General features: G+C 67.1%; 23 protein-coding genes. 15 read left to right on the forward strand and 8 right to left on the reverse strand.

What is annotated here, in order from left to right; genetic code table 11:
* Positions 1-32 precede the first annotated feature (32 nt).
* From atzF to GTZ97_RS11060, 3 genes are read left to right on the forward strand one after another with little or no spacing between them, the layout of a single operon-like run.
* On the forward strand, positions 33-1,916 hold the full coding sequence (atzF, locus tag GTZ97_RS11050) for an allophanate hydrolase (RefSeq protein WP_161650686.1): 1,884 nt from the start codon (positions 33-35) through the stop codon (positions 1,914-1,916).
* Complete coding sequence (gene hpxZ, locus GTZ97_RS11055; protein ID WP_161650687.1) at positions 1,913-2,323, forward strand: oxalurate catabolism protein HpxZ; 411 nt, start codon at positions 1,913-1,915, stop codon at positions 2,321-2,323. The genes atzF and hpxZ overlap by 4 nt, the downstream gene beginning before the upstream one ends.
* 6 nt (positions 2,324-2,329) lie before the next feature.
* Positions 2,330-3,043 carry a GntR family transcriptional regulator gene (locus GTZ97_RS11060; RefSeq protein WP_161650688.1) on the forward strand — a complete coding sequence of 238 codons (714 nt, stop codon included), beginning with the start codon at positions 2,330-2,332 and terminating at the stop codon, positions 3,041-3,043.
* A 25-nt stretch (positions 3,044-3,068) separates the two neighbouring features.
* Here the strand turns inward: GTZ97_RS11060 and GTZ97_RS11065 are convergent, their stop codons facing one another.
* Together GTZ97_RS11065 and GTZ97_RS11070 are read right to left on the reverse strand one after the other, a co-directional pair.
* Complete coding sequence (locus GTZ97_RS11065; protein WP_201748256.1) at positions 3,069-4,367, reverse strand: FIST signal transduction protein; 1,299 nt, start codon at positions 4,365-4,367, stop codon at positions 3,069-3,071.
* A 23-nt stretch (positions 4,368-4,390) separates the two neighbouring features.
* The gene (locus tag GTZ97_RS11070) at positions 4,391-5,134 is read right to left on the reverse strand and encodes a PhaM family polyhydroxyalkanoate granule multifunctional regulatory protein (RefSeq protein ID WP_161650689.1); all 744 of its coding nucleotides are present in this window, start codon (positions 5,132-5,134) and stop codon (positions 4,391-4,393) included.
* 138 nt (positions 5,135-5,272) lie between these two features.
* Here GTZ97_RS11070 and GTZ97_RS11075 point away from each other — a divergent pair, with 138 nt between their 5' ends.
* Together GTZ97_RS11075 and GTZ97_RS11080 are read left to right on the forward strand one after the other, a co-directional pair.
* The gene (locus tag GTZ97_RS11075) at positions 5,273-6,853 is read left to right on the forward strand and encodes an alkaline phosphatase D family protein (RefSeq protein WP_161650690.1); all 1,581 of its coding nucleotides are present in this window, start codon (positions 5,273-5,275) and stop codon (positions 6,851-6,853) included.
* A 38-nt stretch (positions 6,854-6,891) separates the two neighbouring features.
* A complete protein-coding gene (locus tag GTZ97_RS11080; protein ID WP_161650691.1) occupies positions 6,892-7,497 on the forward strand; it encodes a TetR/AcrR family transcriptional regulator in 606 nt (201 codons plus the stop codon).
* 17 nt (positions 7,498-7,514) lie between these two features.
* Here GTZ97_RS11080 and GTZ97_RS11085 read toward each other — a convergent pair whose 3' ends face one another.
* Positions 7,515-8,081, reverse strand: a complete 567-nt coding sequence (locus GTZ97_RS11085) for an HNH endonuclease (RefSeq protein ID WP_161650692.1) — start codon at positions 8,079-8,081, stop codon at positions 7,515-7,517.
* Between the two features lie 273 nt (positions 8,082-8,354).
* Between GTZ97_RS11085 and GTZ97_RS11090 the strand changes: the two genes are divergently transcribed.
* The 6 genes from GTZ97_RS11090 to GTZ97_RS11115 all read left to right on the forward strand — a co-directional run bounded on the left by GTZ97_RS11090 (position 8,355) and on the right by GTZ97_RS11115 (position 16,401).
* The gene (locus GTZ97_RS11090; RefSeq protein ID WP_330863600.1) at positions 8,355-9,053 is read left to right on the forward strand and encodes a TetR/AcrR family transcriptional regulator; all 699 of its coding nucleotides are present in this window, start codon (positions 8,355-8,357) and stop codon (positions 9,051-9,053) included.
* 70 nt (positions 9,054-9,123) lie between these two features.
* Positions 9,124-10,914 carry an acyl-CoA dehydrogenase C-terminal domain-containing protein gene (locus GTZ97_RS11095; protein WP_161650694.1) on the forward strand — a complete coding sequence of 597 codons (1,791 nt, stop codon included), beginning with the start codon at positions 9,124-9,126 and terminating at the stop codon, positions 10,912-10,914.
* A gap of 95 nt (positions 10,915-11,009) precedes the next feature.
* Positions 11,010-13,409: a 3-hydroxyacyl-CoA dehydrogenase/enoyl-CoA hydratase family protein gene (locus GTZ97_RS11100; protein WP_161650695.1), complete on the forward strand. Its 2,400-nt coding sequence runs from the start codon at positions 11,010-11,012 to the stop codon at positions 13,407-13,409.
* A gap of 18 nt (positions 13,410-13,427) precedes the next feature.
* Positions 13,428-14,651, forward strand: coding sequence for an acetyl-CoA C-acyltransferase (locus GTZ97_RS11105; protein WP_161650696.1), 1,224 nt, complete (start codon positions 13,428-13,430; stop codon positions 14,649-14,651).
* Positions 14,652-14,737: 86 nt separating this feature from the next.
* Positions 14,738-15,586, forward strand: coding sequence for an alpha/beta hydrolase family protein (locus tag GTZ97_RS11110; protein ID WP_161650697.1), 849 nt, complete (start codon positions 14,738-14,740; stop codon positions 15,584-15,586).
* Positions 15,587-15,621: 35 nt separating this feature from the next.
* Positions 15,622-16,401: an enoyl-CoA hydratase gene (locus tag GTZ97_RS11115; RefSeq protein WP_161650698.1), complete on the forward strand. Its 780-nt coding sequence runs from the start codon at positions 15,622-15,624 to the stop codon at positions 16,399-16,401.
* Positions 16,402-16,431: 30 nt separating this feature from the next.
* On the opposite strand, the gene GTZ97_RS11120 is transcribed toward GTZ97_RS11115, so the two are convergent.
* Entirely contained in the window at positions 16,432-17,844 is a 1,413-nt protein-coding gene (locus GTZ97_RS11120; RefSeq protein WP_161650699.1) for a sensor domain-containing phosphodiesterase, read from the reverse strand.
* Between the two features lie 139 nt (positions 17,845-17,983).
* On the opposite strand from GTZ97_RS11120, the gene GTZ97_RS11125 reads away from it, so the two are divergent.
* Positions 17,984-18,919 (forward strand): sensor domain-containing diguanylate cyclase, encoded by a 936-nt coding sequence (locus tag GTZ97_RS11125; RefSeq protein WP_161650700.1) that lies wholly within the window; start codon positions 17,984-17,986, stop codon positions 18,917-18,919.
* A 12-nt stretch (positions 18,920-18,931) separates the two neighbouring features.
* Here GTZ97_RS11125 and GTZ97_RS11130 read toward each other — a convergent pair whose 3' ends face one another.
* Positions 18,932-19,663: a 2OG-Fe dioxygenase family protein gene (locus GTZ97_RS11130; protein ID WP_161650701.1), complete on the reverse strand. Its 732-nt coding sequence runs from the start codon at positions 19,661-19,663 to the stop codon at positions 18,932-18,934.
* An 85-nt stretch (positions 19,664-19,748) separates the two neighbouring features.
* The gene (locus tag GTZ97_RS11135; RefSeq protein WP_236651149.1) at positions 19,749-20,171 is read right to left on the reverse strand and encodes an acyl-CoA thioesterase; all 423 of its coding nucleotides are present in this window, start codon (positions 20,169-20,171) and stop codon (positions 19,749-19,751) included.
* A 73-nt stretch (positions 20,172-20,244) separates the two neighbouring features.
* On the opposite strand from GTZ97_RS11135, the gene GTZ97_RS11140 reads away from it, so the two are divergent.
* Positions 20,245-22,074, forward strand: a complete 1,830-nt coding sequence (locus GTZ97_RS11140; RefSeq protein WP_161650702.1) for an ABCB family ABC transporter ATP-binding protein/permease — start codon at positions 20,245-20,247, stop codon at positions 22,072-22,074.
* Positions 22,075-22,085: 11 nt separating this feature from the next.
* Here GTZ97_RS11140 and GTZ97_RS11145 read toward each other — a convergent pair whose 3' ends face one another.
* Positions 22,086-22,919, reverse strand: coding sequence for a prohibitin family protein (locus tag GTZ97_RS11145; protein ID WP_201748257.1), 834 nt, complete (start codon positions 22,917-22,919; stop codon positions 22,086-22,088).
* A gap of 136 nt (positions 22,920-23,055) precedes the next feature.
* Here GTZ97_RS11145 and pyrC point away from each other — a divergent pair, with 136 nt between their 5' ends.
* A complete protein-coding gene (pyrC, locus tag GTZ97_RS11150; RefSeq protein WP_161650703.1) occupies positions 23,056-24,096 on the forward strand; it encodes a dihydroorotase in 1,041 nt (346 codons plus the stop codon).
* Positions 24,097-24,138: 42 nt separating this feature from the next.
* Here pyrC and cysK read toward each other — a convergent pair whose 3' ends face one another.
* Positions 24,139-25,053 (reverse strand): cysteine synthase A, encoded by a 915-nt coding sequence (gene cysK / locus GTZ97_RS11155; RefSeq protein ID WP_161650704.1) that lies wholly within the window; start codon positions 25,051-25,053, stop codon positions 24,139-24,141.
* Between the two features lie 72 nt (positions 25,054-25,125).
* Here cysK and dsbD point away from each other — a divergent pair, with 72 nt between their 5' ends.
* Complete coding sequence (gene dsbD, locus GTZ97_RS11160; RefSeq protein WP_236651150.1) at positions 25,126-26,838, forward strand: protein-disulfide reductase DsbD; 1,713 nt, start codon at positions 25,126-25,128, stop codon at positions 26,836-26,838.
* Positions 26,839-26,852: the final 14 nt, after the last annotated feature.

Consider the following 26,852-nt stretch of genomic DNA (forward strand, 5'->3'; position numbering starts at 1 on the left):
CCTTACCTTCTGACGCGTCAACGAGCCGTCTCATGACCTTTTTCGATCTGCCTTCCCCTGCCACCGTGCCGCACACCATTGCGGGCTTGCTGGCGGCTTACCGTGAGGGCCTGACGCCCGCAGCTGTGCTGGCCCACCTCTGGCATCGGTGGCAGGCCCTGCCCGCCAGCGACGCCGCATGGATCGCACGCGCGACCGCCGCGCAGTTGCAGACGCAGCTCGACGCCCTGGCTGGCCAGTCGCCCGATACCTTGCCGCTGTACGGCGTGCCGTTTGCGGTCAAGGACAACATCGATGTGGCCGGCTGGCCGACCACGGCTGCTTGTCCCGCGTTTGCCTACAAACCCGACGAGACGGCCGAAGTGGTGCAGCGCCTGCAGCGCGCAGGCGCCATCCTCGTGGGCAAGACCAACCTGGACCAGTTCGCCACCGGCCTGGTGGGCGTGCGTTCACCCTATGGCGCGCCGCGCTCCTCCTTCAGCGCGGCGCATGTCAGCGGCGGCTCCAGCTCGGGCTCGGCCGTGGTGGTGGCGCGGGGCGAGGTGCCGTTCGCGCTGGGCACCGACACCGCGGGCTCAGGCCGTGTGCCGGCCGGCTTCAACAACGTGGTCGGGCTCAAGCCCACGCCGGGCCGGGTCTCCACCCACGGCGTGTTGCCGGCCTGTCGCAGCCTGGATTGCGTCAGCGTGTTCGCCCTGACGGCAGCCGATGCGGCCCGTGTGCTGGCGCAGATCGATGGGCTGCGGCCCGGCGAGCCCTGCTTCAACCCGCATGCGCCCGGGCCGGCCCGCTTGCCGCGCAGCCTGCGTGTGGGCATCCCGGCCGTGCCGGTGTTCGATGGCGACGCCGCCTATGCAAAGGCCTTCGAGGCTGCACGCGGCCATTGCGAGACGCTGGTCACGACCGAGGGCGCGGCATGGCCCGCGCAGATGGTGCCGGTCGACATGGCGCCTTTGTTCGAGGTGGCGCGCTTGTTGTATGACGGTCCATGGGTGGCCGAGCGGCATGCGGCCATCGATGCCTTCATCCGCACGCAGCCGGATGCCTTGCACCCCACGGTGCGCGAGATCATCGCGTCGGCGTCGAACCATTCGGCCGTCGATGCGTTCCGCGGTCTGTACCGTCTGCGCGAGTTGGCTACCCAGCTCGCACCACTGTGGCAGCAGATCGACGTGCTGATGGTGCCCACCGCGCCCACGCACCCGACTGTGGCCAGCGTCGAGGCCGAGCCGGTGGCGCGCAACGCGCTGCTGGGCACCTACACCAACTTCGTCAACCTGCTGGGCTGGAGCGCGCTGGCCATGCCGGCCGGCTTCACGGCCGAAGGCCTGCCCTTTGGTGTGACCTTCATCGGCCCCCCCGGCGCCGATGCGGCCCTGCTGGACCTGGGCCTGGCTTGGCAGCGCAACTGGCAGGCGCGGCAGCCTGCCGCGCTGGGTTGCGCCTTGCCACCGCCGGCCCCTTCGGATCTGGCGGAGCCGCCACCGCTTCGGGCTGAGCCCACGCTGGCACTCGCGGTGGTTGGCGCCCACCTCAGCGGCATGCCCCTGCACAGTCAACTCGTCGAGCGCCACGCGCGGCTGCTGGCCACCACGCAGACCGCTCCCCACTACCGCCTGTTCGCGCTGCCGGGCACCGTGCCGCCCAAGCCGGGGCTGGCGCGCCTGTCGCCCGACGACGACCCTGCGCTGGGCCATGCCATCGCGCTGGAGGTCTATGCCGTGCCGCAGTCGGCCATCGGCTCGTTTCTGGCGTTGATCCCGCCCCCGTTGGGGCTGGGGTCGGTCGAGCTGGCCGATGGCAGCTGGGTCAAGGGCTTCATCTGCGAGCCGGCCGGTCTGGCCGGGGCCGAAGACATCAGCCACTTCGGCGGCTGGCGTGCCTACATCCGCCACCGCCAGGAGCAGACCGCATGAGCATCGCCGCGCCACAGATCCAGCAGCCCGAGGTCGTCGCCGAGGTGACCGCCCTGTTCCTGGCCTATGAGCACGCACTGATGAGCAACGACATCGATGCGCTCAATGCCTTCTTCTGGTGCAGCCCGCAGGTGACGCGCTACGGGATTGCCGATCGCCAGTGGGGGCATGCCGAGCTGGTGGCCTATCGGGCCGGTGTGCCGGCGCCGACGTTCACGCGCCAGCTGCACGATGTGCGCATCACGGCCTTCGGAGTCGACATGGCCGTGGCCATGTGTGAGTTCACGCGCAGCGACACGCCGCTGCGCGGTTTTCAGACGCAGACCTGGGTTCGGCTGGATGAGGGATGGAAAATCGTCTCGGCCCATGTCAGCATGCTGCCCTGGCCTCCTTCTTGCAGCCCCTGATCGCGCATGGAACTCGTCTCGCCATCCCCATCTGCCGCCTTGCCCGCCATCACGCTGGCCGAGCGGGTGTACGCGCAGATCAAGCAGCTGATCTTCGACTTTCAGTTGCTGCCCGGCGAGCGTTTCTCGGAGAGCGACCTGGCCAACCGTGTGCAGGTCAGCCGCACGCCGCTGCGCCAGGCGCTACAGCGCCTGCAGCGCGAAGGCTTTCTGCTGGTGTTCCCGAAAAGCGGCTGGCAGGTCGCGCCGCTGGATTTCGACACCTTCGACCAGCTCTACGATCTGCGCGTGCTGCTGGAGGCGCACGCGGTGGCGCGCCTGTGCGAGATGGAAGACCGCCCGGCTCTGAAAGACCTGGCCGACACGTGGCTGGTGCCGCCAGGCGAGCGCCAGACGGCCTTCGTGGCCGTTGACCGGCTCGACGAAGCCTTTCATACCGCGCTGGTCTCGGCCACGGGCAACCACGAGATGGTGCGCGTGCACGAAGACATCACCGAGCGCATCCGCATCATCCGTCGGCTCGATTTCACCAAGGTGGCCCGCGTCGAGGCCACGTATGACGAGCATGCCCGCATCCTGCGCGCCATCACCCGGCGGCGCACCGATGAGGCCCAGCGCCTGCTGCGCGCCCACATCGAGCAAAGCAAGCTCGAGGTGCGTCACATCACGCTCGACATGCTCTATCAGGCGCGCCAGCGCATCGCCGCAAGTCAGGGCTGAAGCCAATGGCGCCAGCAACGCCGGGTCAGGCGCCGAACACCGTCAGCACGCCGGTGTAGCCATACAGATGCTGCCGGGCGATCTCGCCGCCGGCAAAGAACCCCACCAGCGGCACATCGCCCAGCGCGTGGGCCACGATCTCCATCTCGGCATTGGGCGAACCGAAATGCGGGCCGCCACGGCCGGCGCAGCTGATGTAGACGGCGCCGACCGGTCGGCTACCCGGGTGCTCCACCGGGTCGAACTCTTCACGGATCTCGGCGCAAATGCGCACCAGGTCTTGTCGGGCAGCCTGAACATGGCGCTGACAGAAGGCCAGTTGCATGCCCGGCTCGACCCAGTCGCTCAAAGCCACACCCAGGCGATGCGGGTCCAGTCCCACCAAGTGCCTGACCCGTGTGCTGGCGCCGAAGTGCCGACCGTGGCTCATCATGTCGCTGCCAGAGTCGGTCAGGCCAGCCAGGGTCGCGCGCACGCGGGGCAGCGCCTCGCGTTGCCATTGGGGATGGGTGACATCGGTGGAGACGCCCAGGTCGCGCAGCAGGCAGGTCAAGGCGGGCAGCCCGTCGAGTTCGTAGACCACATTGCGCTCGCAGCCCGTCACCTCGCGCTGCGGACCCACCGGCGTACAACCTTGCGTCACGCGCGAGACGAGCCGCACGCGCTCATGGAACGCCACGCCCGACAGCCCGCCTTGCCACAGCCCGGAAGCTGTGTCGCCGGGGCGCCGGTCGGCACCCTCCTGTGGCGTCTCTGACGGGTCGTACGCCAGGTGCAGGCGACTGTGATCGCCGGCGCTGAGCCCGCCGAACAGGTAGCCCGTCGCGGTGCGGTCGGCCAGTTCGTGCAGCAACTCCTGGATGTCGGGCGTCTGTCCGTCTGCATGTACCTGCGCCGCATGCGCAACAAACTCCGCGCTGGCGCCAGTCGGCCGCATGACGCCCAGCCCAAACGCGCTGACATGGCTTGAGGCCGGCAAAGGTCGGCGCCCGTGGAACAGGCGGAAGTCGCGTGCGGGCAGGTTGCACAGCATGACCGCCAGCGCGGGCTCGTCGATGTACTCCACGCCGGTGGCCAGCACCCCTGCGCCCACCGCGCCCACCCAGGCCACGCCGGGCAGGCGGCTGCGCAAGCCCTGAAGCACTTGCTCGGCGCCGTGGCCGAGTTCGTCGCTGAGATAGACCCAGCCCAGGGTGGCGTCCATCCGTTCGGCGCCTTGCGAGGCCAGTTGGGCCCAGACCAGTTCCAGCGCCAGGTCCGGTTGGGGATGCGTCGCGTGCGCCTGAAGAAAGCGCAGGCCGAGGGCGTGCGAAGGGGAGGCCATGGGTCAGGTGGGGCCGTGAGGCATCAGCGCGCGTTACCCGGCTTGCGGGCGCGCGCCGAGGCGGAGGTGGGGGTGGCGCGCTTGCGGGCGGCGCTGCCTGAGGCGGGGCGTGCACTGCGGGCGGTCGATGTGGAGGGGTTGCTTACGCCCTCGGGCCTGCGGGTGGCCGCTGCCTCGGCCTGCTGTGTCGCCTGCTGAGTGGCTTGCGCCGCCTGTGCGGCCATCTGCGTGAACTGCTGGGTGAGCGTGTCCCACCAGCGCATGGGGTTGATCAGCTCAGCGCCCGCTGGCGCGGGTGCATCGCCCGTTTGTTCGCCGACCGTGTCTTCTGCAGATTCGGCCCCCGCAGGCGCAGACGAGGCAGGGAGGGTGTCGGCCTGCGCTTTGAGTGTCTCGCGCAATTGGTCCATCGACACGTTCATGCCCTTGAGCGTATCCAGCGTCATCTTCTGGACTTCAAGCCCTTGAATGGTCATCGCAATCATGCGCGCGTTCTGCTCCAGCCAGAACTGCACGGTGCGCAGGTCCTGGATGCGCTTGTCCAGTTCTTGCGGGTCGAGTGTGGGCAGCGTCCATGCCCCCATGGTGCCCATGGCCTGCGACGCCGGGCCGCCTGCCGCGGCGCCCGGCAGATTGGGCATGGCGCTGCCAGCGGCCTTGAGCCAGTCCTGAAACAGGCCGATGCTGGCGGCGCCCAGGTTGGCAAACGCCTGCGAGGCATCCGGCGCTTCGGCGCTGGGGGCGGTGGAGTGGGGGCGGTCTGTCATGTCGGCTCCTTCCTGGCCAGGGCCTGGCGCTGGCCCATCTGCTCGATGGTGCATTGTGCGGCCATCTGCCATGTCCCGGCCAGCGCGGGCCCGCAAGACCCGGCGGCGGGTGGCGGTCGCAGCATAATCGGCGCCTTCATGCAACGACGAGAACTCTTACGGCAACTCAGCCGCGCGGCCGCCCTGCTCGCGTGGCACCGCTGGTCGGCGGCCCAGGTGGGCGCGCAAGGCCAGGCCGCCGCGCCTTGGCGCGCGCCGGCCGAGGTGTTCACGCTGGGGGTGGCCAGTGGCGAGCCGCGCCACGATTCGGTGGTGTTGTGGACGCGCCTGGCGCCCCGCCCCATGCAGCCTGATGGCGGCATGCCCGCGCGTCCGGTGCTCGTGCGCTGGGAAGTGGCCCGCGATTCGGGCTTCCGCGACGTGGTCGCCAGCGGTGAGCGCCTGGCCGTGCCCGACAGCGCTCACAGCGTGCATGTGCTCGTCAATGGCCTGACGGCCGGCCGCGAGTACCACTACCGCTTCGAGGCAGGCGGCGCGCGCAGCCCGGTCGGCCGCACCCGCACGGCGCCGGATCCGGCCAGCCACCCCCGGCGCCTGCGGGCGGCGCTGGCGTCCTGTCAGCACTACGAGCAAGGGCACTTCACCGTGCATCGGGACATCGCGCGTGCGGATGTCGATATTGTGCTGTTCGCGGGCGACTACATCTACACCAGCCGGCAGCCGGGCTATGCCCGTGTGCGCACGCTCAGCCAGCACATGCCCGACCGGCGCGCGCTGTCGGATTACCGCGTCCACCACGCCAGCTACAAGCTCGACCCCGATCTGCGCGCCGCCCACGCCGCCCATCCCTGGCTGCTCGTCTGGGACGATCACGACGTGATCTCCGACTACGCGGGCAACTGGGCGCCGGACATCGATGATGCGGAGGCCTTCACGGCCATCCGCGCGGCCGCCTACCAGGCCTGGTTCGAGCACCTGCCCGTCTCGCCCCACCGCGCGCCGGTGGATGGCGCCCTGCCGCTGTATGACCGCTTCGCATGGGGTCGATTGGCTGACCTCTGGTTGCTCGATACCCGGCAGTTCCGCGATACGCCGCCATGCCAGGACACATTCAGCCCCTTCGGGCGCAAGCTGCTGTGGCGCTGTGACGCCGCGCAAGACGAGGCACGCAGTCCCATGGGGCTGCCGCAGGAGTACTGGCTGGCCGAGGGCCTGGCCGGCAGCGCGGCCGCCTGGAAGCTGGTGTTGCAGACCACGCAGCTGTCACCTTCCCCGATGCCCGGGCCATGGGGCGAACTGCTGTACGCAGACGGCTGGGATGCCTTTCCGGCAGCCCGGCGCCGGCTGATGGAGGCCATCGCGCAGCCGCGCGTGCAGGATGTGGTGTTTCTGGGGGGTGACGTCCACCGCCACGTGGCCGCGAACCTGCGCCACGACCCGCTGGACCCTGGCTCGCCCATCGTGGCCAGCGAGTTCGTGACCAGCTCCGTCACCAGCCGGGGCCTGAGCGAGTGGGCCACCAGTCACATCCGCCGCCACCAGCCGGATCTGTTGCACTGCCGCAGCGACCAGCGCGGCTATGCGCTGCTCGATCTCACGCCCGAGCGCTTGCTGTGTGAGTTTCGGGCCACACCGCACCCGGTTCGGGCGGACGCTCGTTTTCATGTCCAGGCGCGCTACGAGGTGTTGCGTGGCCGACCGGGGCCTGTCAAGGCCTGACCGTCGTGTCGGCCCGGCGCAGTCCGTACAATCTCCCCATGCCTCGCCTTCCATTCAAGCAACAGGTTCTCAAGGCCCGCGAAGACGCCATCGTCGACGCGGTCAATCGCCTGCTGGCTGAAAAGGGCTTTGACCTGATGACCGTCGACGAGGTGGCGGCCGAAGTCGGCATTGCCAAGGCCAGTCTCTACAAGCACTTCGATTCGAAGGAGTCGCTCGCTGCAGCGGCCATGAAGCGCCTGCTCACGCGGGCCCTGGCCGAACTGGACCGGATCGCCGAGCAGGGCCCGGCGGACGCACTGGGTCGCCTGCGTGCCGTGGCGCGCTGGACGATGGAGGTGCAACTGGCCGGCGAGATGCCTTCGCTGCCGTCGCAGAACTCGACGCTGCGCGCGGCGCTGGTGGCTGATGCAGACTACATGGCCCAGCTCATCGGGGTGAGCGAACGGTTGGGCGCCTGGATCACCCAGGCCCAGACAGACGGCCAGCTCAACGACGCCGTGCCACCCGAGGTGGTGCTCTACACCTTGTTTGCGCGGGCTTGCGACCCGGTATTGCCCGTGCTCAGAGCGGGCGGCCACAGCACCGAACAGATCATCGACTGGGTGCTGTCGACCACCTTTGACGGTCTGAGCCGCCGCTGAGCGGCGGGTTGCGCGCCTCAGTTCAGGCGCTTGCGCAGCCGGCTGTGCGCCGGTACGCTGGCCAGCAGGAATTCCATCTGATCGGCCAGGATGCGCCGCCCCCGCAGGATCATGTCCTCGTGCAGGCTGGGCACGTAGGGCAGGTAAAACAACGACCATCCCAGTTCATCCAGCCGGCGGTTGCCTTTGCGGCCGTTGCAGCTGCGGCAGGCCGTGATGCAGTTCATCCAGGAGTCGTTGCCGCCGCGCGAGGTCGGCACGATGTGCTCGCGGGTGAGGTCATCCAGCGCGAAGTGACCGCCACAGTAGGCGCACACCTGCCGGTCGCGGGCGAACAACTTGGCATTCGACAGGCTGGGCTGGGTGCGCCAGGCTCGGCTGGGAATCGCGCCATGCACCGCGATGATGGGGTGCAATTCCAGTCGCGACGGCCGGCCTGTGCGGCGCTGTACGCCGCCGCGCAACACCATGCAGGGGTCTCCCAGTGTCCACGCGACACTGTCTGTGGCATACAGGACCGCCGCTTCCTTGGCCGACAGCCAAGCCTGCGGACGGCCTGACACGTCGAGCTGCAGCACGTCCATGCTCCCTCCTCGGAGGACAAAGCGATGCCACAGCATAGAGCAGCTTGTGTGACAGACTCAACCGTCGACCACCTGGACGCGGTGTCCGTACCACAGGGCGCCCTGCGGCAAGCTGGGGTCGTGGGTGCGCCGCGCTGCAGAAAGTCTCAAAAAAAACTTGCCAGACGGTCACACAGACGCCATCATTTTCTGCAAAATAGCACGACCGTTCGTTTTATTCGAGGCCAGCCTGTGTCTGATCTTCTGCCCCACGATGCCCGTCCCGCCGCCGAGGTGGTGCGCGAGCGTGGCCGCGGCGGGCCGCACAAGGGCCAGCAGACCCGTGCCACCATTCTGGAGGCCGCCTTGAACCTGGCCTCGCAGATGGGCATCGAAGGGCTGTCGATCGGCGCGCTCGCCGAGGTCACGGGCATGAGCAAGTCGGGCGTATTCGCCCACTTCGGCTCGCGCGAAGAGTTGCAGATCTCGGTGATCCGCGAATACCACGAGCGGTTTGAAGAAGAGGTGTTCCGCCCGGCCATCCGCCAGCCCCGTGGGCTGCCCCGGCTGCGCGCCCTGTTTGACAACTGGGTGGCCAAGGTGGCCACCGAAATCGATTCTGGTTGCATCTACATCAGTGGCGCCGTCGAGTTCGATGACCGCCCGGGCCCGGTGCGCGACGCGTTGGCCGGCATGGTGCTGATGTGGCACGGCGCGCTGGGCCGCGCCATTCGCATGGCGGTCGACCTTGGGCACCTTCGCCCCGACACCGATCCGATGCAAATGTTGTTCGAAATCCATGGCCTGATCCTGTCGCTGCACCACGACGCGCGCTTTTTGCGCTCGGCGGGCGCGGTGGAACGGGCGCGTACGGCCTTCGAGCGTGTCCTGCAGTTTTATGCTGCGGGGGCGCCATCGAAGCCGACTGGATCGGCTGCGCCCTCGGGTGCGGCCGGCTTCGGGGGGGTCTCTGCCCCCCTGGCCTCTTGTTGACCCCCCATCGCCTGGCCGACGAGATCAGGTTTTTCTTGTAAACGTGTCTTTTTGACCGAGGAGCTTCACGATGCCTTCTTACACCCCCCCGCTGCGCGACATGCAATTCGTGATGCACGAACTGCTGGGCGCCGTTGACGAACTCAAGCAGATCCCGAAGTACGCCGATCTGGACGCTGACACCGTCAACGCGGTGCTGGAAGAAGGTGGCAAGTTCGCATCCAAGGTCATCGCTCCCCTGAACCTGGTCGGCGACGTGCAAGGCTGCGTGCTCAACAAGGAAACCCACGAAGTCAAGACGCCCGACGGCTTCAAGGAAGCCTACAAGCAGTACACCGAAAACGGCTGGTCTGGCCTCTCGGCCGACCCCGAGTACGGCGGTCAGGGCATGCCCCAGCTGGTCAACCAGGCCATCTACGAAATGATGAACTCGGCCAACCAGGCCTGGACCATGTACCCCGGTCTGAGCCACGGCGCTCACGCCTGTCTGGAAGTGCACGGCACCCCCGAGCAAAAGGCCATGTACCTGCCCAAGCTGACCTCGGGCGAATGGACCGGCACCATGTGTCTGACCGAGCCGCATTGCGGCACCGACCTGGGCCTGCTGCGCACCAAGGCCGAGCCCGTGGGCGATGGCACCTACAAGATCACCGGCGCCAAGATCTTCATCTCGGCCGGTGAGCACGACATGGCCGACAACATCGTCCACCTGGTGCTGGCCCGCCTGCCGGACGCCCCTGCTGGTTCGAAGGGCATCTCGCTGTTTGCCGTGCCCAAGTTCCTGGTCAACGCCGATGGTTCGCTGGGCAAGCGCAACGGCATCTACTGTGGCGGCCTCGAGCACAAGATGGGCATCCACGGCAATGCCACCTGCCAGATGGTGCTGGAAGACGCCGTCGGCACGCTGGTGGGTCAACCCCACCGCGGCCTGCCTGCCATGTTCGTGATGATGAACGGCGCTCGCCTGGGCGTGGGCAACCAGTCGCTGGGCCTGACCCAAGTGGCTTACGAAAACGCCGTGAACTACGCCAAGGACCGCGTGCAGATGCGTGCGCTGTCTGGCCCGAAGCGCACTGACCTGCCGGCTGACCCCATCATCGTGCACCCCGATGTGCGCAAGATGCTGCTGATCGCCCGTGCCTATGCCGAAGGCGCCCGTGCGCTGGTGTACTACACCGCCATCGAGCTGGACAAGGAGCACAACCACCCCGACGAGGCTGTCCGCAAGGAAGCCGCCGACACCGTGGCGCTGCTGACCCCGATCGTCAAGGCCTTCATCACCGACAACGCCTGGGAAGCCACCCGCCATTGCCAGCAAGTCTTCGGCGGCCACGGCTTCATCCACGAGTGGGGCATGGAGCAGTTCGTGCGTGACGCCCGCATCAACATGATCTACGAGGGCACGAACACCGTGCAGTCGCTGGACCTGTTGGGCCGCAAGGTGCTGGGCGATGCCGGCGCGAAGCTGACGGCCTTCGGCAAGAAGATCAGCCGCTTCGTCAAGGAAAACGCCGACAACGAAGCCATGCAGGAGTTCACCAAGCCCCTGGCCGATCTCGGCCAGAAGGTGCAGGCCTTCACGATGGAGATCGGCATGAAGGGCATGCAGAACCCTGACGAAGTGGGCGCTGCCGCTGTCGACTACCTGCGCGTGGTTGGCCACATGGTCTACGCTTACTTCTTCGCCCGCATGGCCAAGATCGCCCTCGAGAAGCAAGGCTCGGGTGACAAGTTCTACGCCGCCAAGCTGGCCACGGCCCGCTTCTACTTCGCCAAGCTGCTGCCCGAGGTCGAGACCGCGATGATCACCGCCAAGGCTGGCCTGAAGCCGCTGATGGAAATGGAAGAAGCCCTGTTCTGATACAAAGACAGGTCAAGGGAGGCGGTCGCTACCGGCTGCCTCCCGTTTCTACTTTTTTGCCATCTCCATTCCACTGAGTTCCTCGAGGAGAGAACATGAGTCGATTCAATGTGCGCAAGGTGGCCGTGCTCGGCGCCGGCGTGATGGGCGCCCAGATCGCGGCCCACATGGTCAACTGCAAAGTGCCGGTCGTGCTGTTCGACCTGCCCGCCAAGGAAGGCCCCAAGAACGGCATCGTCACCAAGGCCGTTGAAAACCTGAAGAAGCTCAAGCCCGCTCCGCTGGGCGTGGCTGAAGACGCCGCCCTGATCCAGCAGGCCAACTACGAAGAGCACCTTGAGGAACTGCGTGGCTGCGATCTGATCATCGAAGCGATCGCTGAACGTCTGGACTGGAAGGAAGATCTCTACAAGAAGATCGCTCCCTTCGTCAATGACACTGCCATCCTGGCCACCAATACGTCGGGTCTGTCGATCACGGCGATGGCCAACGTGCTGCCCGAGCAGCTGCGCTCGCGCTTCCTGGGTATCCACTTCTTCAACCCGCCGCGTTACATGACGCTGCTGGAGCTGATCCCCACGGAGTACACCAACCCGGTCGTGGTCGACCAGCTGGAAGCCTTCAGCACCAGCGCTGTCGGCAAGAACGTCCTGCGCGCGTACGACACCCCCAACTTCATCGCCAACCGCGTGGGTGTGGCCGGCATGCTGCTGACCTTCCGCGAAGTCGAGCGTTCGGGCCTGGGCTATGACGTCGTCGACGACCTGACCGGCAAGAAGCTGGGCCGCGCCTCGTCGGCCACCTTCCGCACCGCCGACGTGGTGGGTCTGGACACCATGGCTCACGTCATGAAGACCCTGCAGAACGGTGCCAAGGATGACCCGTTCGCCGACGCCTTTGCCACCCCCGCGTCGCTGACCAAGCTGCTGGAACTGGGCAACCTGGGTCAGAAGACCAAGGCTGGCTACTTCAAGAAGGAAGGCAAGACCATCCTGCAGTTCAACGCCGAAACCGGCGAGTACGTGGCTGCCGGCGGCAAGGCCGACAAGGAAGTCGCCGACATCCTCAAGAAGCCCGCGGCCGAGCGCCTGAAGGCCCTGCGTGAGTCGAGCAACCCGCAAGCCCAGTTTGTGTGGGCCATCCTGCGCAACGCGTTCCACTATGCGGCTGTCACGCTGGAGTCGATCGCCGAGACCGCGCGCGATGTGGACTTCGCGATGCGCTGGGGCTTCGGTTCCAAGCAAGGCCCCTTCGAGCTGTGGCAAGAAGCTGGCTGGAAGCAAGTGGCCGAATGGGTGAAGGCTGACATCGACGCGGGCAAGGCCCTGTCGAAGGCCCCGCTGCCCGCCTGGGTGTTCGACGGCCGCGACGGTGTGCACACCGCCGAAGGCTCGTGGGCCCCGAAGGCTGGCAAGTATGTGCCCGTGCGTGACCTGCCCGTCTACAAGCGCCAGTTCTTCCGTGAAAACGTGCTGGGCTCGAACGCCCCCACGGCAGCCGACGCCGGCAAGACGCTGTTCGAAGACGCCGCGATCCGCCTGTGGACGCTGGATGACGAAGTGGTCATCGCCTCGATCAAGTCCAAGATGCACACCATCTCGGCCGAGGTCACCGCTGGTCTCACCAAGGGTCTGCAACTGGCCGAAGAAAGCTACAAGGGCTTGGTGATCTGGTCGCAAGACGGCCCGTTCTCGGCCGGTGCTGACCTGCAGTCGATGATGCCCGCCTTCATGGCCGGCGGCGGCAAGGCCATTGCCCCGTTCGAGAAGCAGCTGCAGGACTTCATGCTGAGCCTGCGCTACAGCAACGTGCCCACCGTGGCCGGCATGCACGGCTTGGCCCTGGGTGGCGGCTGTGAGCTGGCCGTGCACTGCGCACGCCGCGTGGCCGCCATGGAAAGCTACGTCGGTCTGGTGGAAGTGGGCGTGGGCCTGATCCCTGGCGGTGGCGGCCTGGCTTACCTGGCACGCCGTGCAGCCGAGCTGCTCGAGCCGTCCAAGGGCGTGTCCGGCCAGGCCGGTGGCGACCTGATCGGTTTCCTGAAGGAAGGCTTCCAGGCGGCTGCCATGGCCAAGGTCGGCACCTCGGCCATCGAGACCCGCAAGTTCGGTTACCTGATCGACGGCGACGTGATCGTGCCGCACAAGGACGAAGTCCTGCACGTGGCCATCGCCCAGGTCAAGGCCATGTACGAGTCGGGCTACCGTGCCCCGGCCAAGAAGCTGTTCCCGGTGGCCGGCCGCAGCGTCAAGGCCACGCTGCAGTCTTCGCTGATCAACATGCGTGATGGCGGCTTCATCTCGCAGCACGACTACTACATCAGCTCGTGCATCGCCGACGTGCTGACCGGCGGCGACGTCGACTACGGCACCCTGGTGAGCGAGGAGTACCTGCACGCCCTGGAGCGCAAACACTTCTGCACGCTGCTGGACAACCCCAAGACGCAAGAACGCATCATGGGCATGCTGTCGACCGGCAAGCCTGTCCGCAACTGATCGATCGGAGACACACACATGTCGAAGCAACTTCGTGACGTTTACATCGTCGCCGCCACCCGCACCCCGATCGGCAAGTCGGGCCGCGGCGTGTTCAAGAACACCCGCCCCGAAACCCTGCTGGTGGCCACCATCCAGAACGCCCTGAAGCAGGTTCCCACGCTGGATCCGGCCGCCATCGAAGACTCGATCATCGGTTGCGCCATGCCGGAAGGCGAGCAGGGCATGAACGTGGCCAAGATTGCCAACCTGCTGGCCGGTCTGCCCAAGACCGTCGCAGGCGTGACAATCAACCGCTTCTGCGCATCGGGCATCACCGCCGTGTCCATGGCCGCCGACCGCATCCGCGTGGGCGAGGCCGAGGTCATGATCGCTGGTGGCGTCGAGTCGATGTCCATGGTGCCGATGGGCGGTAACAAGCCGTCCTTCCACCCCGACGTGGTCAATGTCGATGAGAACGTGGGCATCGCCTACGGCATGGGCATGACCGCCGAGAAGGTGGCCGAGAAGTGGCAGGTGACCCGTGAAGAGCAGGACGCCTTCGCCACCGAATCGCACCGTCGCGCCATCGCTGCTCAGCAAGCGGGCTACTTCGATGCCGAGACCACCCCGATCGAGATCGAGGTTCGTACCCCGAACCTGGAGACCGGCGAGGTCACCATCACCAAGAAGACCATCAGCCGCGACGAGGGCGCACGTCCCGACACCTCGCCCGAAGGTCTGGCCAAGCTGCGCCCGGTGTTTGCTGCCAAGGGTTCGGTCACGGCCGGTAACTCGTCGCAGACGTCGGACGGCGCTGGCTGTCTGATCCTGGCTTCGAAGGAGGCCTGTGAGAAGTACGGCCTGAAGCCGCTGGCCCGATTCGTGGCCTTCGCGGTCAAGGGCGTGCCGCCCGAGATCATGGGCATCGGCCCGATCGAGGCCATCCCGCTGGCACTGCAGTACGCGGGGCTGAAGGCTTCGGATCTGGACTGGATCGAGCTGAACGAGGCCTTTGCCGCCCAGTCGCTGGCCGTGCTGAAGGATCTGGACAGCAAGGGCCACGTGCTGGACCGTGCGAAGGTCAACCCGATGGGCGGCGCGATTGCCCTGGGCCACCCGCTGGGCGCCACGGGTGCCATCCGCGCTGCCACCGTGGTGCACGGTCTGCGCCGCACGGGCGGCCGCTATGGCATGGTGACGATGTGCATCGGCACCGGCCAGGGCGCTGCCGGCATCATCGAGCGCGTGGACAGCCTGTAATTCGCTGACTGCGTGATCGACGCCTGAGAAAGCCCGCCAGCGTGCGGGCTTTTTCTTCGGCGCATGACATGTGAACTCGAGAGTCCATGGAATCGTTCAAGGTCCTCACCGATGATGGGCACAGTCTGGCGGCGCGTTGCTTCCGGCCGCATGGTGCGCCTGCACGGCGTGCCGTGATCCTGGCCAGTGCGCTGGGCGTGCCACAGCGCTTCTATGAGCGCTATGCGACCTGGCTTGCGCAACATGGTTGCGTTGTCTACACCTTCGACTGGCGCGGCATCGCTGAGTCGGCGCCTGACGACCTGCGCCACTACCGCGCCAAGTTGATGGATTGGGCGCGTCAGGATGCGCCAACCTTGATGAAGCTTGTGGCCCAGCGTCATCCGGGGCTGCCCATCAGCTGGTTCGGCCACAGCATGGGCGGCATCCTGTTCGGCGCCATGCCGCAGCATCCGGCCATTGACCATGTGGTCACGCTGGGCAGTGGCAGTGGCTACAAGGCCCACCTCGCGCGGCCGTTGCGCTATGTGATCGGTGCTTTCTGGCACGTCATCGTGCCCCTGAGCGTGGCGCGGCATGGCTACTTCGCCGGGCAACGGCTGCGCGCTGTGGGCGACCTGCCGCGGGGCATCGTGGCCCAGTGGAAGCGCTGGTGCGCCACGCCGGAGTTCGTGATGAGCGAGGGCGCCGCCGTGCGCGAGGCCTACGCGCGTGTGCGCGTGCCCATCACGGCGGTGCTGTTCACCGACGACACCATGGCGAGCGCGGCCGGCATTCGGGCGGTTCATGCGCCTTACACCGGCACGCAGGTGAACTACCTGACCCTGCGCCCGCAGGACCTCGGCTTGCGCGCCGTGGGCCATTTCCATTTCTTCCATCCGCGCACCGGCCCGCATGGCTGGCGCGCGAGCCTGCCCTGGCTGGGGCTGGCGTGAGCGTTCAGCCCGACTTTCACCAAGAGGAGACAACCATGTCCCAAGACATCCTGGCCCACCGCGAAAGCGGCGTGCTGACCCTGACCTTCAACCGTCTGGACAAGAAAAACGCCATCACCACGGCGATGTACACGGCCTTGGCCGTGGCGCTGGAAGAGGCCGCTGGCGACGACAGCGTGCGGGTGGCCGTGATCCAGGGCGACCTGGGTTGCTTCACGGCGGGCAATGACCTGGCCGACTTCCTCAACAACCCTCCTGACATGCGTCCGGGCGCTGAGCCGGCGCCGGTGGTGCGCTTCCTGAACATCATCAAGGTGTTTCCCAAGCCGCTGGTGGCCGCCGTGGCGGGCCCGGCCGTGGGCATCGGCACCACGCTGCTGTTGCACTGCGACCTGGTTTATGCGGGCGACAATGCGGCTTTCAGCATGCCCTTCGTGAACCTGGGCCTGTGCCCCGAGGCTGGGGCCAGCTTGCTGCTGACGCAATTGGTAGGCTACCCCCGTGCGGCCGAGAAGCTGATGCTGGGTGAAGCCTTCTATGCGGAAGAGGCGCTGGAGATGGGCTTGGTCAACCGCGTGTTACCGCCGCAAGAAGTCAACGGCTATGCACAGGCCCAGGCCGCCAAGCTGGCTGCCAAGCCGCTGGCCTCGCTCAAGGCGACCAAGCAGTTGATGAAGATGTCGCAGCCCGCCCAGCTCAACCCGGTGATGGATGCCGAGTTGCAGCAGTTCGGCACGTTGCTGCGGGGGCCGGCGGCCAAGGAGGCCATCAGCGCCGTGATGGAGAAGCGCAAGCCCGACTTCTCCAAGTGTTGATGGGCTGCGTGCCCTGGCGCGCTGTGGCCGTCAGGGCATGATGGCTGGGGCGGGGGAGGCCTCGTCCCAACGAACATCACCGCAGACGACGCGGATCTCTTCAACCCCGTCGTGCAGGCAGCGAAAAGCCATGGATGCCGTCATGCACTGGTGGCGGCCGTTCATCGTGCGATATGGTCGGGTGATCTGCACACGGTTGATGGCTTCCATCGCCCGCCGGAAGTAGGGTCGACGCGACCAGCACGCGCCTTGCGCATCGTCCAGCGGGCCCAGCAGTGCGCCCTTCTTGGGGCGGTCTTCGGCGGCCCAGAGGTTGTGGCCGATCTGGTAGCCGCGCGCGTCCAGCACGTAACAGAACTCGGCGCCCGGCAGGGACAGAAAGCTGCGACACGCCTCTTGTATGCCGCGCCCGGCGCTGAGGAGCACGCCGGCATGGCCAATGGCGTTCAGGTAGGGCGCCACCTGCTCGCGGTGGGTCTGTCGCTGGCGTGCCCGCTTCTGGCTGAGCCCTTCATAACAGGCCTGAAGGGTTGCTGGCATGTGCCGCGCCGGCATCAGCTCGGCTTGTGGGCGGCCAAAGTGGTAGCCTTGAACCAAGTCGGCATCGCATTCGAGCGCCATCATGGCTTCCTCGGGCGTTTCGATGCCTTCCATGAGCACCATGGCGCCGCACTCGTGCAGCAGTGACACCATCTGGGCGACCACCCGACGAATGCGTGGCTCGCGCGCGCCGCGCGCCACCAAGCCCCTGTCGAGCTTGACGATGTCCGGTTGAAGACGCCACACGCGGTCGAAGTTGGAGTGCCCCGCACCGAAGTCGTCAATGGCAATCAACGCTCCGTCGTGTCGGGCCCGGGCCACTGCTTCGGTGAAGGCGTCGCTTTCGTGGACCTGGCTTTCCAGCAGCTCGAGCACGAGGTTGTCAGGCGCCAGCCGGAAGTGATCGGCCACTTGGCGCAGGTAGCCCCGCGGCTCCTCGCTGGCCAGCCGCGTGAACACGTCGGGATGCAGGTTGAGGAACAGCCACTCGCCCTGCCGGCCTTGCCGGTGGTGGTTGCTCAGGTGGACGAGCCGACTGAGGCGATCGCAGTGGGCCAGTTCCGCCGCGTCGCGGCAAGCCGCAAACAACGTCGGCGGGGGCACGGGCTGGCCGTTTTCGTCCTGAGCCCGCACCAGCGCTTCATGGCCGACCAGGCGCATGTGGGACAGACTGTAGATCGGCTGGAACGCACTGCGGAGCTGGAAGCGGCCGAACTGGCCGACGGACTGCGGCCCCGAGGTGTCGAGAGCGGCAAGCAGAGTGGCCACGTGAGAAGGCATGGGACAGCAGGCGGTGCGGTGAGCGGATGCCGAAGGATCGGCCATGGGCGTGATTTCGGCGCGCAAGAGCCAGGCTTGAGCCGCGCCCCAGGTGTGGCGTGCGTGCGGCTCGAATTTGCGCATGGTGGCAAACGGGGCCAAAGTGTTGCAAGTGCCCCCCTATCAGGTCACACATGCGGCGGAAAGGACACGGATTTTTCATAGGGTTTTCAGGGGGGTGGTTCCATAATGAGTCGATCACGCAGGAACCCGGACGCCCACCGTGCTGACCCCTTTGCTGTCTCCCGACATGATCCAGGCGGTGCTGGATGCACTGCCCACGCCAGTCTTCTTCAAGGACCGGCAGGGGGTGTACCGCGGTTGCAACCGGGCGTTCTCGGAGCTGATGGGTAAGACCTGTAGCGAGCTGGTCGGGCTCACGGTGCACGACCTGTCGCCGCCGGAGCTGGCCACCGTCTACCAGGAGGCCGATGACGCTCTGATGCGCGAAGGCGGCGAGCAGCGTTATGAGGCGCAGCTGCAGCCCTGCCGGGGTGGGGCACGCCGTGATGTGATCTTCCACAAGGCCGTGCTGCGTGATGAGCGCGGTGAGGTGTCGGGTTTGGTCGGCATCATCATTGACATCACCGAGCGCAAGGCGCTGGAGAACCGCCTGGCCAACCTCGCGCGTTTCGACCCGTTAACGGGGTTGCTGAACCGCCGCGCCATCCTGGCCCACCTGGAGGCCCTGCATCACGACCGGCGCAAGCAGCGTCAGCCGGTGTGCCTGATGATGTGCGATGTCGATCACTTCAAGTCCATCAACGACCGCTACGGGCACGCCGTGGGCGACGAGGTGTTGCGTCATGTGGCGCTGACTTTGCGCGCACACCTGCGCGACGCGGACGCGCTGGGCCGCATCGGCGGCGAAGAGTTTTTGGTGGTGCTCGACAGCACCGACCTCGATCAGGCTCGCCAGGTGGCCGACCGGCTGCGGGAGGCCGTGGCCACGGCGCCGGTGATGTGTGCCAACCGCGCCGTGTCGGTCACCGTGAGCCTTGGCCTGGCGCAAAGCGACTCGGTCGATGAGGACTGGGCCAGCGTGATTGCCCGCGCCGACGAAGGGCTGTATGCAGCCAAGCGCACCGGTCGCGACCGCGTGATCGTGGCCGAAGGCGCGCCCAGGCTCCTGGTGGAGAAGGACTGGCATCGGGCTTGAGGCCCGAGAGGCTCAGGGCCCCTGAAAACCGCCTTGGCGGAAGGTCAGCACCAGCGTGTCGCGCCATCCGTGTTCGCCCAGGGGCTGGATGGGTGTGGACTCGTGGATCACGCGGGCGTCGTCCAGCAACAGCAGGCTCCAGGGCTGATCCAGCGTGAAGCGCACGCCGTGCGGACCGTCGGCCTCGAACACGCGCGTCTCGCCGCCCTTGATGCCGTGGCGCTCGAGCATCAGCACGGCCACGAAGTCGACGCCGTCACGGTGGGCGCCCTCGGGCGTGGGCCGGCCGATGCCGCCGGTGGTGTCGACCCGGAAGGGGTGGGCTTCGATGTACCAGGCCGGCACGGGCTTGACCTGGGCCAGCAGGCCACCGAGACGGGCCAACAGTGCCTGCCACAGGGGATGGTTCACCACGTCCGGCGTGATGGGTTCGAACCAGCGTTCGAAGCCCCCGTGCAGCGCGTTGTAGGTCACGGGCTGCCAGTGCGCACGGTGAGGCGTCTGGCTCAGGCGCGCTTGGGCGGTCTCGTACACAAAGCAACTGTGGCGGCGAAAGCGATAGTGGCCCCCGTCGCGCAGGTGGGTGTCCGGGGGCAGGTCATGCCAGTGGGCGTGAACGGCCTCGGCGTCGGCCGGGGTCTGGTGCAGCCAGGTGAGCAGCGCCTCAGGCGACACGACGGCCCAGCCTTGCGCGCGCAAGGCTTCGGGGGCCTGTTCAAGGGTATGCGGGGTGATCGCTTGCATGGCCGGCATGGTGGCACAGCCCAGCGCCCGCGGCGGGCGACAAGGCAGTGTCAGCGCAGATGAGGTGACGGGTGCTTGATGCGCCTCAAGCCGGCAGGGCCGGGCGAGGGCGCCCTTCGCGGTCGATGGCCACATATGTGACCTTGGCCTCGGTGACCTTGACCAGGAAGGGCTCGGATGGCTGGCGCTCGGCCCACACTTCGACGTGCACGGTGATCGAGGTCTTGCCGATCTTCTCGACCCGGGCGTAGAAGCTCAGCAGGTCGCCCACCGACACCGCATTGCGGAAAACGAACTCGTTGACCGCGATGGTGGCCACGCGGCCGCGCGAGATGCGCGCGGGCAGCACGCAGCCAGCCAGGTCCACCTGCGCCATGATCCAGCCGCCAAAGATGTCGCCGTTGCCGTTGGCGTCGGCAGGCATGGGCATCACGCGCATCACCAGCTCCATCTCGGGATGCAGGTCAGGCGGGCTCATCAGAGTGTTGGGCTTGGGGACAACGGTCATGCTCGGGTGGCTTTCTTGAATCCGGACGACAATCGAACCGGACAGCATCATTCAGACAAGGCATTTTTCCAGAATGCGACGCTTCGCGCACGCCCCCGCTGCAGATTCCCCCGCCCAGCCGACTGCTTCGCGCCGTTCCGACCGCGACACGCTCGCCCGCCTGTGGCCCTATCTGTGGGCCTACAAATGGCGCGTGGTGCTGGCGCTGTCATTCATGATCGGCGCCAAGGTGGCCAATGTGGGTGTACCGCTGCTGCTCAAGCAGCTGGTGGACCAGCTTGCCCCTCAGCCCACGATGGCGCAGGCCATGCTGGCCGTGCCTGTGGGCCTGCTGGTCGGCTACGGGCTGCTGCGGCTGTCGACTTCGCTGTTCACCGAACTGCGCGAACTCATCTTTGCCAAGGCCACCGAAGGCGCGGCGCGCGCGATCTCGCTGAAAGTGTTTGCCCACCTGCATGCGCTGAGCCTGCGCTTCCACCTCGAACGCCAGACCGGTGGCATGACGCGCGACATCGAGCGCGGCACGCGCGCGGTGCATTCGCTGATCTCGTACTCGCTCTACAGCATCATCCCGACCCTGATCGAGGTGTCGCTGGTGCTCACGCTGCTGGCGGTGAAGTTCGATGCCATGTATGCGGTCATCACACTGACGGCGCTGGTCTGCTACATCGCCTTCACGGTCACGGTGACCCACTGGCGCACGCGCTTTCGCCGCGAGATGAATGAGCTGGATTCGAAGGCGCACACCCGCGCGGTCGATTCCTTGCTGAACTACGAAACCGTCAAGTACTTCAACAACGAGGCCTTCGAGGCCGGGCGCTACGACGAGGCGCTCGAGCGCTTGCGCCGCGCCGGGCTCAAGAACCAGCGCAGCCTGTCGCTGCTCAACGCGGGGCAGCAGACCATCATCGCCGTGGGCCTGATCGCCATGCTGTGGCGGGCCACCGAGGGCGTCGTGGCCGGCCAGCTCACGGTGGGCGACCTGGTGATGATCAACGCCTTCATGATCCAGCTGTACATCCCGCTGAACTTCCTGGGCGTGATCTACCGCGAGATCAAGCAGGCGCTGACGGACCTGGACAAGATGTTCACGCTGATGGAGCGAGACCGCGAGATCGCCGATGCACCGGACGCGCGGCCGCTGATGGTGAAGGGGCCGCCCTCGGTGCGCTTTGACCACGTGCAGTTCGCCTACGAGCCGGATCGGCCCATCCTGCATGACGTGAGCTTCGAGATCCCGGCGGGGCAGACGGTCGCCGTGGTGGGGCCCTCGGGCTCGGGCAAGTCGACGCTGGCGCGGCTGCTGTACCGCTTCTATGACGTGCAGGGCGGCCGCATCACGGTCAACGGCCATGATGTGCGCGCGCTGACGCAAGACAGCCTGCGCCGCCACATCGGCATCGTGCCGCAGGACACCGTGCTGTTCAACGACACCGTGGCCTACAACATCGCCTATGGCCGCCCCGACGCCAGCCAGGCCGACGTGGAGCAGGCCGCGCGCGCCGCCCGCATCCACGACTTCATCGCCGGCACACCCAAGGGCTACGACACTGTGGTGGGCGAGCGGGGCCTGAAGCTCTCAGGCGGCGAGAAGCAGCGTGTGGCCATCGCGCGCACGCTGCTGAAGAACCCGCCGGTGCTGATCTTCGACGAGGCCACCTCGGCGCTCGACTCGGCCAACGAACGCGCCATCCAGGCTGAGCTGGCCGCAGTGGCCCAGGGCAAGACGGTGCTGGTCATCGCGCACCGGCTGTCGACCATTGTTCAGGCCCACGAGATCCTGGTGATGGAGGCGGGTCGCATCATCGAGCGGGGCAACCACCCGCAGCTGCTGGCTGCAGGGGGGCGGTATGCGGAGATGTGGCGCTTGCAGCAGGCGGGCGAGGAGCCGGGTAGCGGCTGAGCGGCCGCGCGTCAGTTCTTGCCGTCGACGTTGATGAAGGGCACGGCGCCGCTGGTGACGTTGGGCAGCTTGCCATCCCACTTGCGGATGGCCTCGCGTTCGTTTTCGACGCGGCGCAGTGCCAGCAGGTCGGACGTGATCTGCTGACGCTGCAAGGCGAGGGCTTCGGCCTCGGCCCGCGCGCTGGTCACCTTCTGCTTGGCCTCCACCTCGATGCGCAGCAGGTCTCGCTCGGCCTTGAGCTTTTCCTGTTCCGCGCGGACTTTGGCTTCGATGGCCTCCGAGAAGGCGCGTGAGAACGCGAAGTCCACAATGGCGAACTCATCGAGCACCAGGCCGTGGCGGCCCATCTTCTCCTTCAGCAACTCGCCGATCTCGTTGCGCACCTCCGTGCGGCGGGTGATCAGCTCCTCGGCTGTGAAGCGTGCCGTGATGGCCTTCACCGCCTCCTGTACGGCCGGGACGATGATGCGTTCGGCTGCGACCTCGGTGGTGGGCCCGATGTTTCGGAACACATCGACCACACGACCGGGATCCAGGTGGTAGTTGATGGCGATGCGGGTGTGCACGGACTGCAGGTCGCGTGACGCCGCATTGCCTTCGCCTTCACCCTTCTGGATGCGCACGTCCATCACGTGCATGCGCTGGGCCAGCGGCACCTTGAAATGAATGCCCGGGCCATAGACCTGGTCATCCGGCTTGCCGAAGGTGGTCTTGACCCCCCGCTCCCCCGCCGAAATGACCGACACCGGATTGAGCAAGACCAGTGCGCCTGCGACGACTGCCACTGTCACGATGAGCCGGACGGCCGTGTTGCCCGCCGAACGGGAGGGTTCGAACCCCATGTTGTGTCTCCCTTGAAACCGTGTTGTGCGGCGGCATTGTGGCGCATCCTGCGGCCCCATTTGGCGCTCAGAAACACCGAGTGCGACAATTCAGGGTTTGCGAGTTCCGGATCCCGTTCTGTTGCAGGTTTCCCTCATGGCTTCCACCCCCACCTCCCTGGTTCTGACCCGTCCCGACGACTGGCATCTGCATGTGCGCGATGGCGCGACGATGGCCTCGGTGGTGCCGGCCACGGCGGTGCAGTTTGCCCGCGCGATCATCATGCCCAACCTGCGGCCGCCCATCACCACGGCCGAGATGGCCGCGGCTTACCGCGACCGCATCCGTGCCGCCGTGCCGGCCGGTATGCGCTTTGAGCCGCTGATGGTGCTGTACCTGACCGACAACACCCCCGCCGAAGAAGCCGCTCGGGCCAAGGCCATGGGCGCGGTGGCCTTCAAGCTGTATCCGGCGGGTGCCACCACCAACAGCGATGCGGGGGTGACCGACCTGCGCAAGACCTACAAGGCGCTGGAGGCCATGCAGCGCGAGGGCCTGGTGCTGTGTGTGCATGGCGAGGTGACGGACAGCGAGATCGATGTCTTTGACCGCGAGAAGGCCTTCATCGACGACAAGCTGATCCCGCTGCGCCGCGACTTCCCCGAGTTGAAGATCGTGTTCGAGCACATCACGACCAAGGACGCGGCGCAGTACGTGGCCGAGGCCGATGCCTTCGTGGGCGCGACCATCACGCCGCAGCACCTGCTGTACAACCGCAATGCGATCTTCATGGGCGGCGTGCGCCCCCACTACTATTGCCTGCCCATCCTCAAGCGTGAGGAGCACCGCGTGGCGCTCTTGCAGGCCGCCACCAGCGGCTCGCCGAAATTCTTCCTGGGCACAGACAGTGCGCCCCACGCCTCGCACCTGAAGGAGCATGCCTCGGGCTGCGCCGGCTGCTACACGGCGCCGTGCGCGCTGGAGCTGTATGCCGAGGCCTTCGAGGCCGCTGGTGCGCTCGACAAGCTCGAGGCGTTTGCCAGCTTCTACGGGCCCGACTACTACGGCCTGCCGCGCAACACCGACACGGTCACGCTGGTGCGCGAAGACTGGGTGGTGCCCGAAGAGCTGCCGTTCGGCGAAGCGGTGATCAAGCCGCTGCGCGGCGGCGAGACGCTGCACTGGCGCCTGCGCTGACCGACAACGGGCCCCGCGGGGCCCGTGTCACATCTCTGCGCATCAGGCTGGCAGGAAACCTTCCACCGACAGGTAGCGCTCGCCCGTGTCGTAGCAAAAGCCCAGCACGCGGCTGCCGGCCGGCAGCTCGGGTAGCTTTTGCGCGATGGCCGCGAGCGTGGCGCCCGACGAGATGCCCACGAGCATGCCTTCTTCGCGCGCGGCGCGGCGGCCGTATTCGCGCGCGTCTTCGGCATCGACCTGGATGACGCCATCGAGCAGATCGGTGTGCAGATTGGCGGGCACGAAGCCGGCCCCAATGCCCTGAATCGGGTGAGGCGCCGGCTGGCCACCCGAGATCACCGGCGAGGCCTTGGGCTCGACCGCGTAGACCTTGAGCTGGGGCCACTTGGCCTTGAGCACCTTGGCACAGCCGGTGAGGTGACCGCCGGTGCCCACGCCCGTGATCAGCACATCCAGGCCGTCGGGGAAGTCGTTGAGGATTTCCTGTGCGGTGGTGCGTTCGTGCACGGCCACATTGGCCGGGTTGTCGAACTGCTGCGGGATCCAGGCGCCCGGCGTCTGCGCGGCCAGCTCCTGGGCGCGGGCAATGGCGCCCTTCATGCCTTTCTCGCGCGGGGTCAAATCGAACGTGGCGCCGTAGGCCAGCATCAGGCGGCGGCGCTCGATCGACATGCTCTCGGGCATCACCAGCACCAGCTTGTAGCCCTTGACGGCGGCCACCATGGCCAGTCCCACACCGGTGTTGCCCGAGGTGGGTTCGATGATGGTGCCGCCGGGTTGCAGGGCGCCGCTGCGTTCGGCGTCTTCCACCATGGCCAGCGCGATGCGGTCCTTGATGGAGCCACCGGGATTGGCCCGTTCGGCTTTGATCCATACTTCGGCGCTGCCGAACAGCCGGTTCATCCGCACGTGCGGGGTCTGGCCGATGGTGTCGAGGATGGTCTGTGCTTTCATGTCGTGTCTCCAGCGGGCGGTCTATTGGCGCGCAAGACGACAGGATACGCCGGGCCGGGTCAGAATACCCGCATGAGTTCATTCGCTGTTTGCATGAAGCCGCATGGGCCCGGCGGCGTCGGGCGCGTCCTCTGGCTCACCTTCTTGCCCCGTCTGGCTGGCTGGCTGGCGTCGGTGCTCCTCGGCCTGGTCTGGCTGCTCGCGCCTGCGCATGCCCAGGAGTTCCTGCCGGCCGAGCAGGCGTTTCGTGTGCAGGTCAGTGCCGTGGGGCCGCGCGCGCTGCAGGTGGATTTCCGGCTGGCCCGTGGGGTTTATCTGTACCGCGAACAGACGCATGCGCGCCTGCAGCCGGCCGGTCAGCCCGAGGTCCGGCTCGGCTGGGACCTGCCGCAGGGCGTGACCAAGCACGACCCCACGTTCAACAAGCTGATGGAGGTCTACACACAGGACCTGTCGGGCTCGCTGACCCTGCCCGAGGGCCTGCCGCCGGAAGCCCGGCTGCTGCTGACCTACCAGGGCTGCGCCGACGCCGGCCTGTGTTACCCCCCGCAGACCCGCGCCTACCGCCTGCGCTTCGATGCCGACGGGGGGCTGCTGTCCATCGAGCCGGTGCGCACAACCGACGCGGAGGCCATGGGTGGCGTCGCCGACCCGGCGCTGGCGCCGGAGGGGGATGCCGTCACCCGGGCGCTGGCGTCCGGTCAGTGGTGGGTCGTGGTGCCCGCCTTTTTGCTCGCCGGGGTGCTGCTGTCGCTCACGCCCTGCGTGCTGCCCATGGTGCCCATCCTGTCGTCCATCATCCTGGGCCAGCAGGCGCCCGTGGGCCGCGGGCGCGGCTTTTTGCTGGCGCTGAGCTATTCGCAGGGCATGGCCCTGGTCTACACCGCGCTGGGCGTGGCAGCCGGTCTGGTGGGGCAGGGGCTGGCCGCCTATCTGCAGCACCCCTGGATCGTGTTGACCATGGCGGCGCTGATGGTCCTGCTGGCACTGTCGATGTTCGGTCTGTATGAGTTGCGGCTGCCTGCCGTGGTGCAGACCTGGCTGGGGCAGGGCGCCAACCGCCTGCCCGGTGGGCGCTTTGTCAGCGTGTTCGCCATGGGCGCGGTCTCGGCGCTGGTGGTGAGTCCGTGCGTCTCGGCGCCCTTGGCGGGCGCGCTGCTGTACATCAGCCAGTCGCGCGACGTGGCCTTGGGCGCGGGCGCCCTGTATGCCATGGCCTGGGGCATGAGCGTGCCGCTGTTGTTGGTCGGACTGTCCGCGGGTTCGCTGTTGCCGCGCGCCGGCGCGTGGATGACGGGCGTCAAGGTGGTGTTCGGCATCGTGATGCTGGCCATGGCGGTCTGGTTCAGCCGACCGGCGTGGCCCTATGTGCAGACCCAGTGGCTCGGCATGCCAGCCGCCGAGGCGGCCCACCGCAGCGTGCTGCCGTTCGAGCAGGTGCGCAGCCCAGCCGAACTGGATGACGCCTTGCGCCAGGCCGCGGCAGCTGGCCGCCCCGTCATGCTCGACTTCTATGCCGACTGGTGCACCGCCTGCATCGAGATGGAGCTGCGCACCTTCTCGGATCCGCAGGTGCAAGCCCGGCTGCGCGGCGCGGTGCTGCTGCAGGCCGACGTGACCCGCAACAGCGCAGATGACCGCGCGCTGTTGCGCCGCTTTGGCCTGTTCGGCCCGCCGGGCATTGTCTTTTTCGACCCCGCGGGGCAGGAGCTCACGACGGTCCGGGTAGTCGGTTTCCAGGACCCGGCCGCCTTCCTGGCCTCGCTGTCTCGCGCCGGCCTGTGAGGCAGGCGATAATC

Origin of the sequence: Aquabacterium fontiphilum, assembly GCF_009909205.1 — a bacterium.
Taxonomy (GTDB): Bacteria; Pseudomonadota; Gammaproteobacteria; order Burkholderiales; family Burkholderiaceae_C; genus Aquabacterium; species Aquabacterium fontiphilum.

What these genes read in the sequence shown, in the direction of transcription:
- atzF (WP_161650686.1), top strand. Translation starts at nt 33, where the DNA reads ATGACCTTTTTCGATCTGCCTTCCCCTGCCACCGTGCCGCACACCATT.
- hpxZ (WP_161650687.1), top strand. Translation starts at nt 1,913, where the DNA reads ATGAGCATCGCCGCGCCACAGATCCAGCAGCCCGAGGTCGTCGCCGAG.
- GTZ97_RS11060 (WP_161650688.1), top strand. Translation starts at nt 2,330, where the DNA reads ATGGAACTCGTCTCGCCATCCCCATCTGCCGCCTTGCCCGCCATCACG.
- GTZ97_RS11065 (WP_201748256.1), bottom strand. Translation starts at nt 4,367, where the DNA reads ATGGCCTCCCCTTCGCACGCCCTCGGCCTGCGCTTTCTTCAGGCGCAC.
- GTZ97_RS11070 (WP_161650689.1), bottom strand. Translation starts at nt 5,134, where the DNA reads ATGACAGACCGCCCCCACTCCACCGCCCCCAGCGCCGAAGCGCCGGAT.
- GTZ97_RS11075 (WP_161650690.1), top strand. Translation starts at nt 5,273, where the DNA reads ATGCAACGACGAGAACTCTTACGGCAACTCAGCCGCGCGGCCGCCCTG.
- GTZ97_RS11080 (WP_161650691.1), top strand. Translation starts at nt 6,892, where the DNA reads ATGCCTCGCCTTCCATTCAAGCAACAGGTTCTCAAGGCCCGCGAAGAC.
- GTZ97_RS11085 (WP_161650692.1), bottom strand. Translation starts at nt 8,081, where the DNA reads ATGGACGTGCTGCAGCTCGACGTGTCAGGCCGTCCGCAGGCTTGGCTG.
- GTZ97_RS11095 (WP_161650694.1), top strand. Translation starts at nt 9,124, where the DNA reads ATGCCTTCTTACACCCCCCCGCTGCGCGACATGCAATTCGTGATGCAC.
- GTZ97_RS11100 (WP_161650695.1), top strand. Translation starts at nt 11,010, where the DNA reads ATGAGTCGATTCAATGTGCGCAAGGTGGCCGTGCTCGGCGCCGGCGTG.
- GTZ97_RS11105 (WP_161650696.1), top strand. Translation starts at nt 13,428, where the DNA reads ATGTCGAAGCAACTTCGTGACGTTTACATCGTCGCCGCCACCCGCACC.
- GTZ97_RS11110 (WP_161650697.1), top strand. Translation starts at nt 14,738, where the DNA reads ATGGAATCGTTCAAGGTCCTCACCGATGATGGGCACAGTCTGGCGGCG.
- GTZ97_RS11115 (WP_161650698.1), top strand. Translation starts at nt 15,622, where the DNA reads ATGTCCCAAGACATCCTGGCCCACCGCGAAAGCGGCGTGCTGACCCTG.
- GTZ97_RS11120 (WP_161650699.1), bottom strand. Translation starts at nt 17,844, where the DNA reads ATGCGCAAATTCGAGCCGCACGCACGCCACACCTGGGGCGCGGCTCAA.
- GTZ97_RS11130 (WP_161650701.1), bottom strand. Translation starts at nt 19,663, where the DNA reads ATGCAAGCGATCACCCCGCATACCCTTGAACAGGCCCCCGAAGCCTTG.
- GTZ97_RS11135 (WP_236651149.1), bottom strand. Translation starts at nt 20,171, where the DNA reads ATGACCGTTGTCCCCAAGCCCAACACTCTGATGAGCCCGCCTGACCTG.
- GTZ97_RS11140 (WP_161650702.1), top strand. Translation starts at nt 20,245, where the DNA reads ATGCGACGCTTCGCGCACGCCCCCGCTGCAGATTCCCCCGCCCAGCCG.
- GTZ97_RS11145 (WP_201748257.1), bottom strand. Translation starts at nt 22,919, where the DNA reads ATGGGGTTCGAACCCTCCCGTTCGGCGGGCAACACGGCCGTCCGGCTC.
- pyrC (WP_161650703.1), top strand. Translation starts at nt 23,056, where the DNA reads ATGGCTTCCACCCCCACCTCCCTGGTTCTGACCCGTCCCGACGACTGG.
- cysK (WP_161650704.1), bottom strand. Translation starts at nt 25,053, where the DNA reads ATGAAAGCACAGACCATCCTCGACACCATCGGCCAGACCCCGCACGTG.
- dsbD (WP_236651150.1), top strand. Translation starts at nt 25,126, where the DNA reads ATGAGTTCATTCGCTGTTTGCATGAAGCCGCATGGGCCCGGCGGCGTC.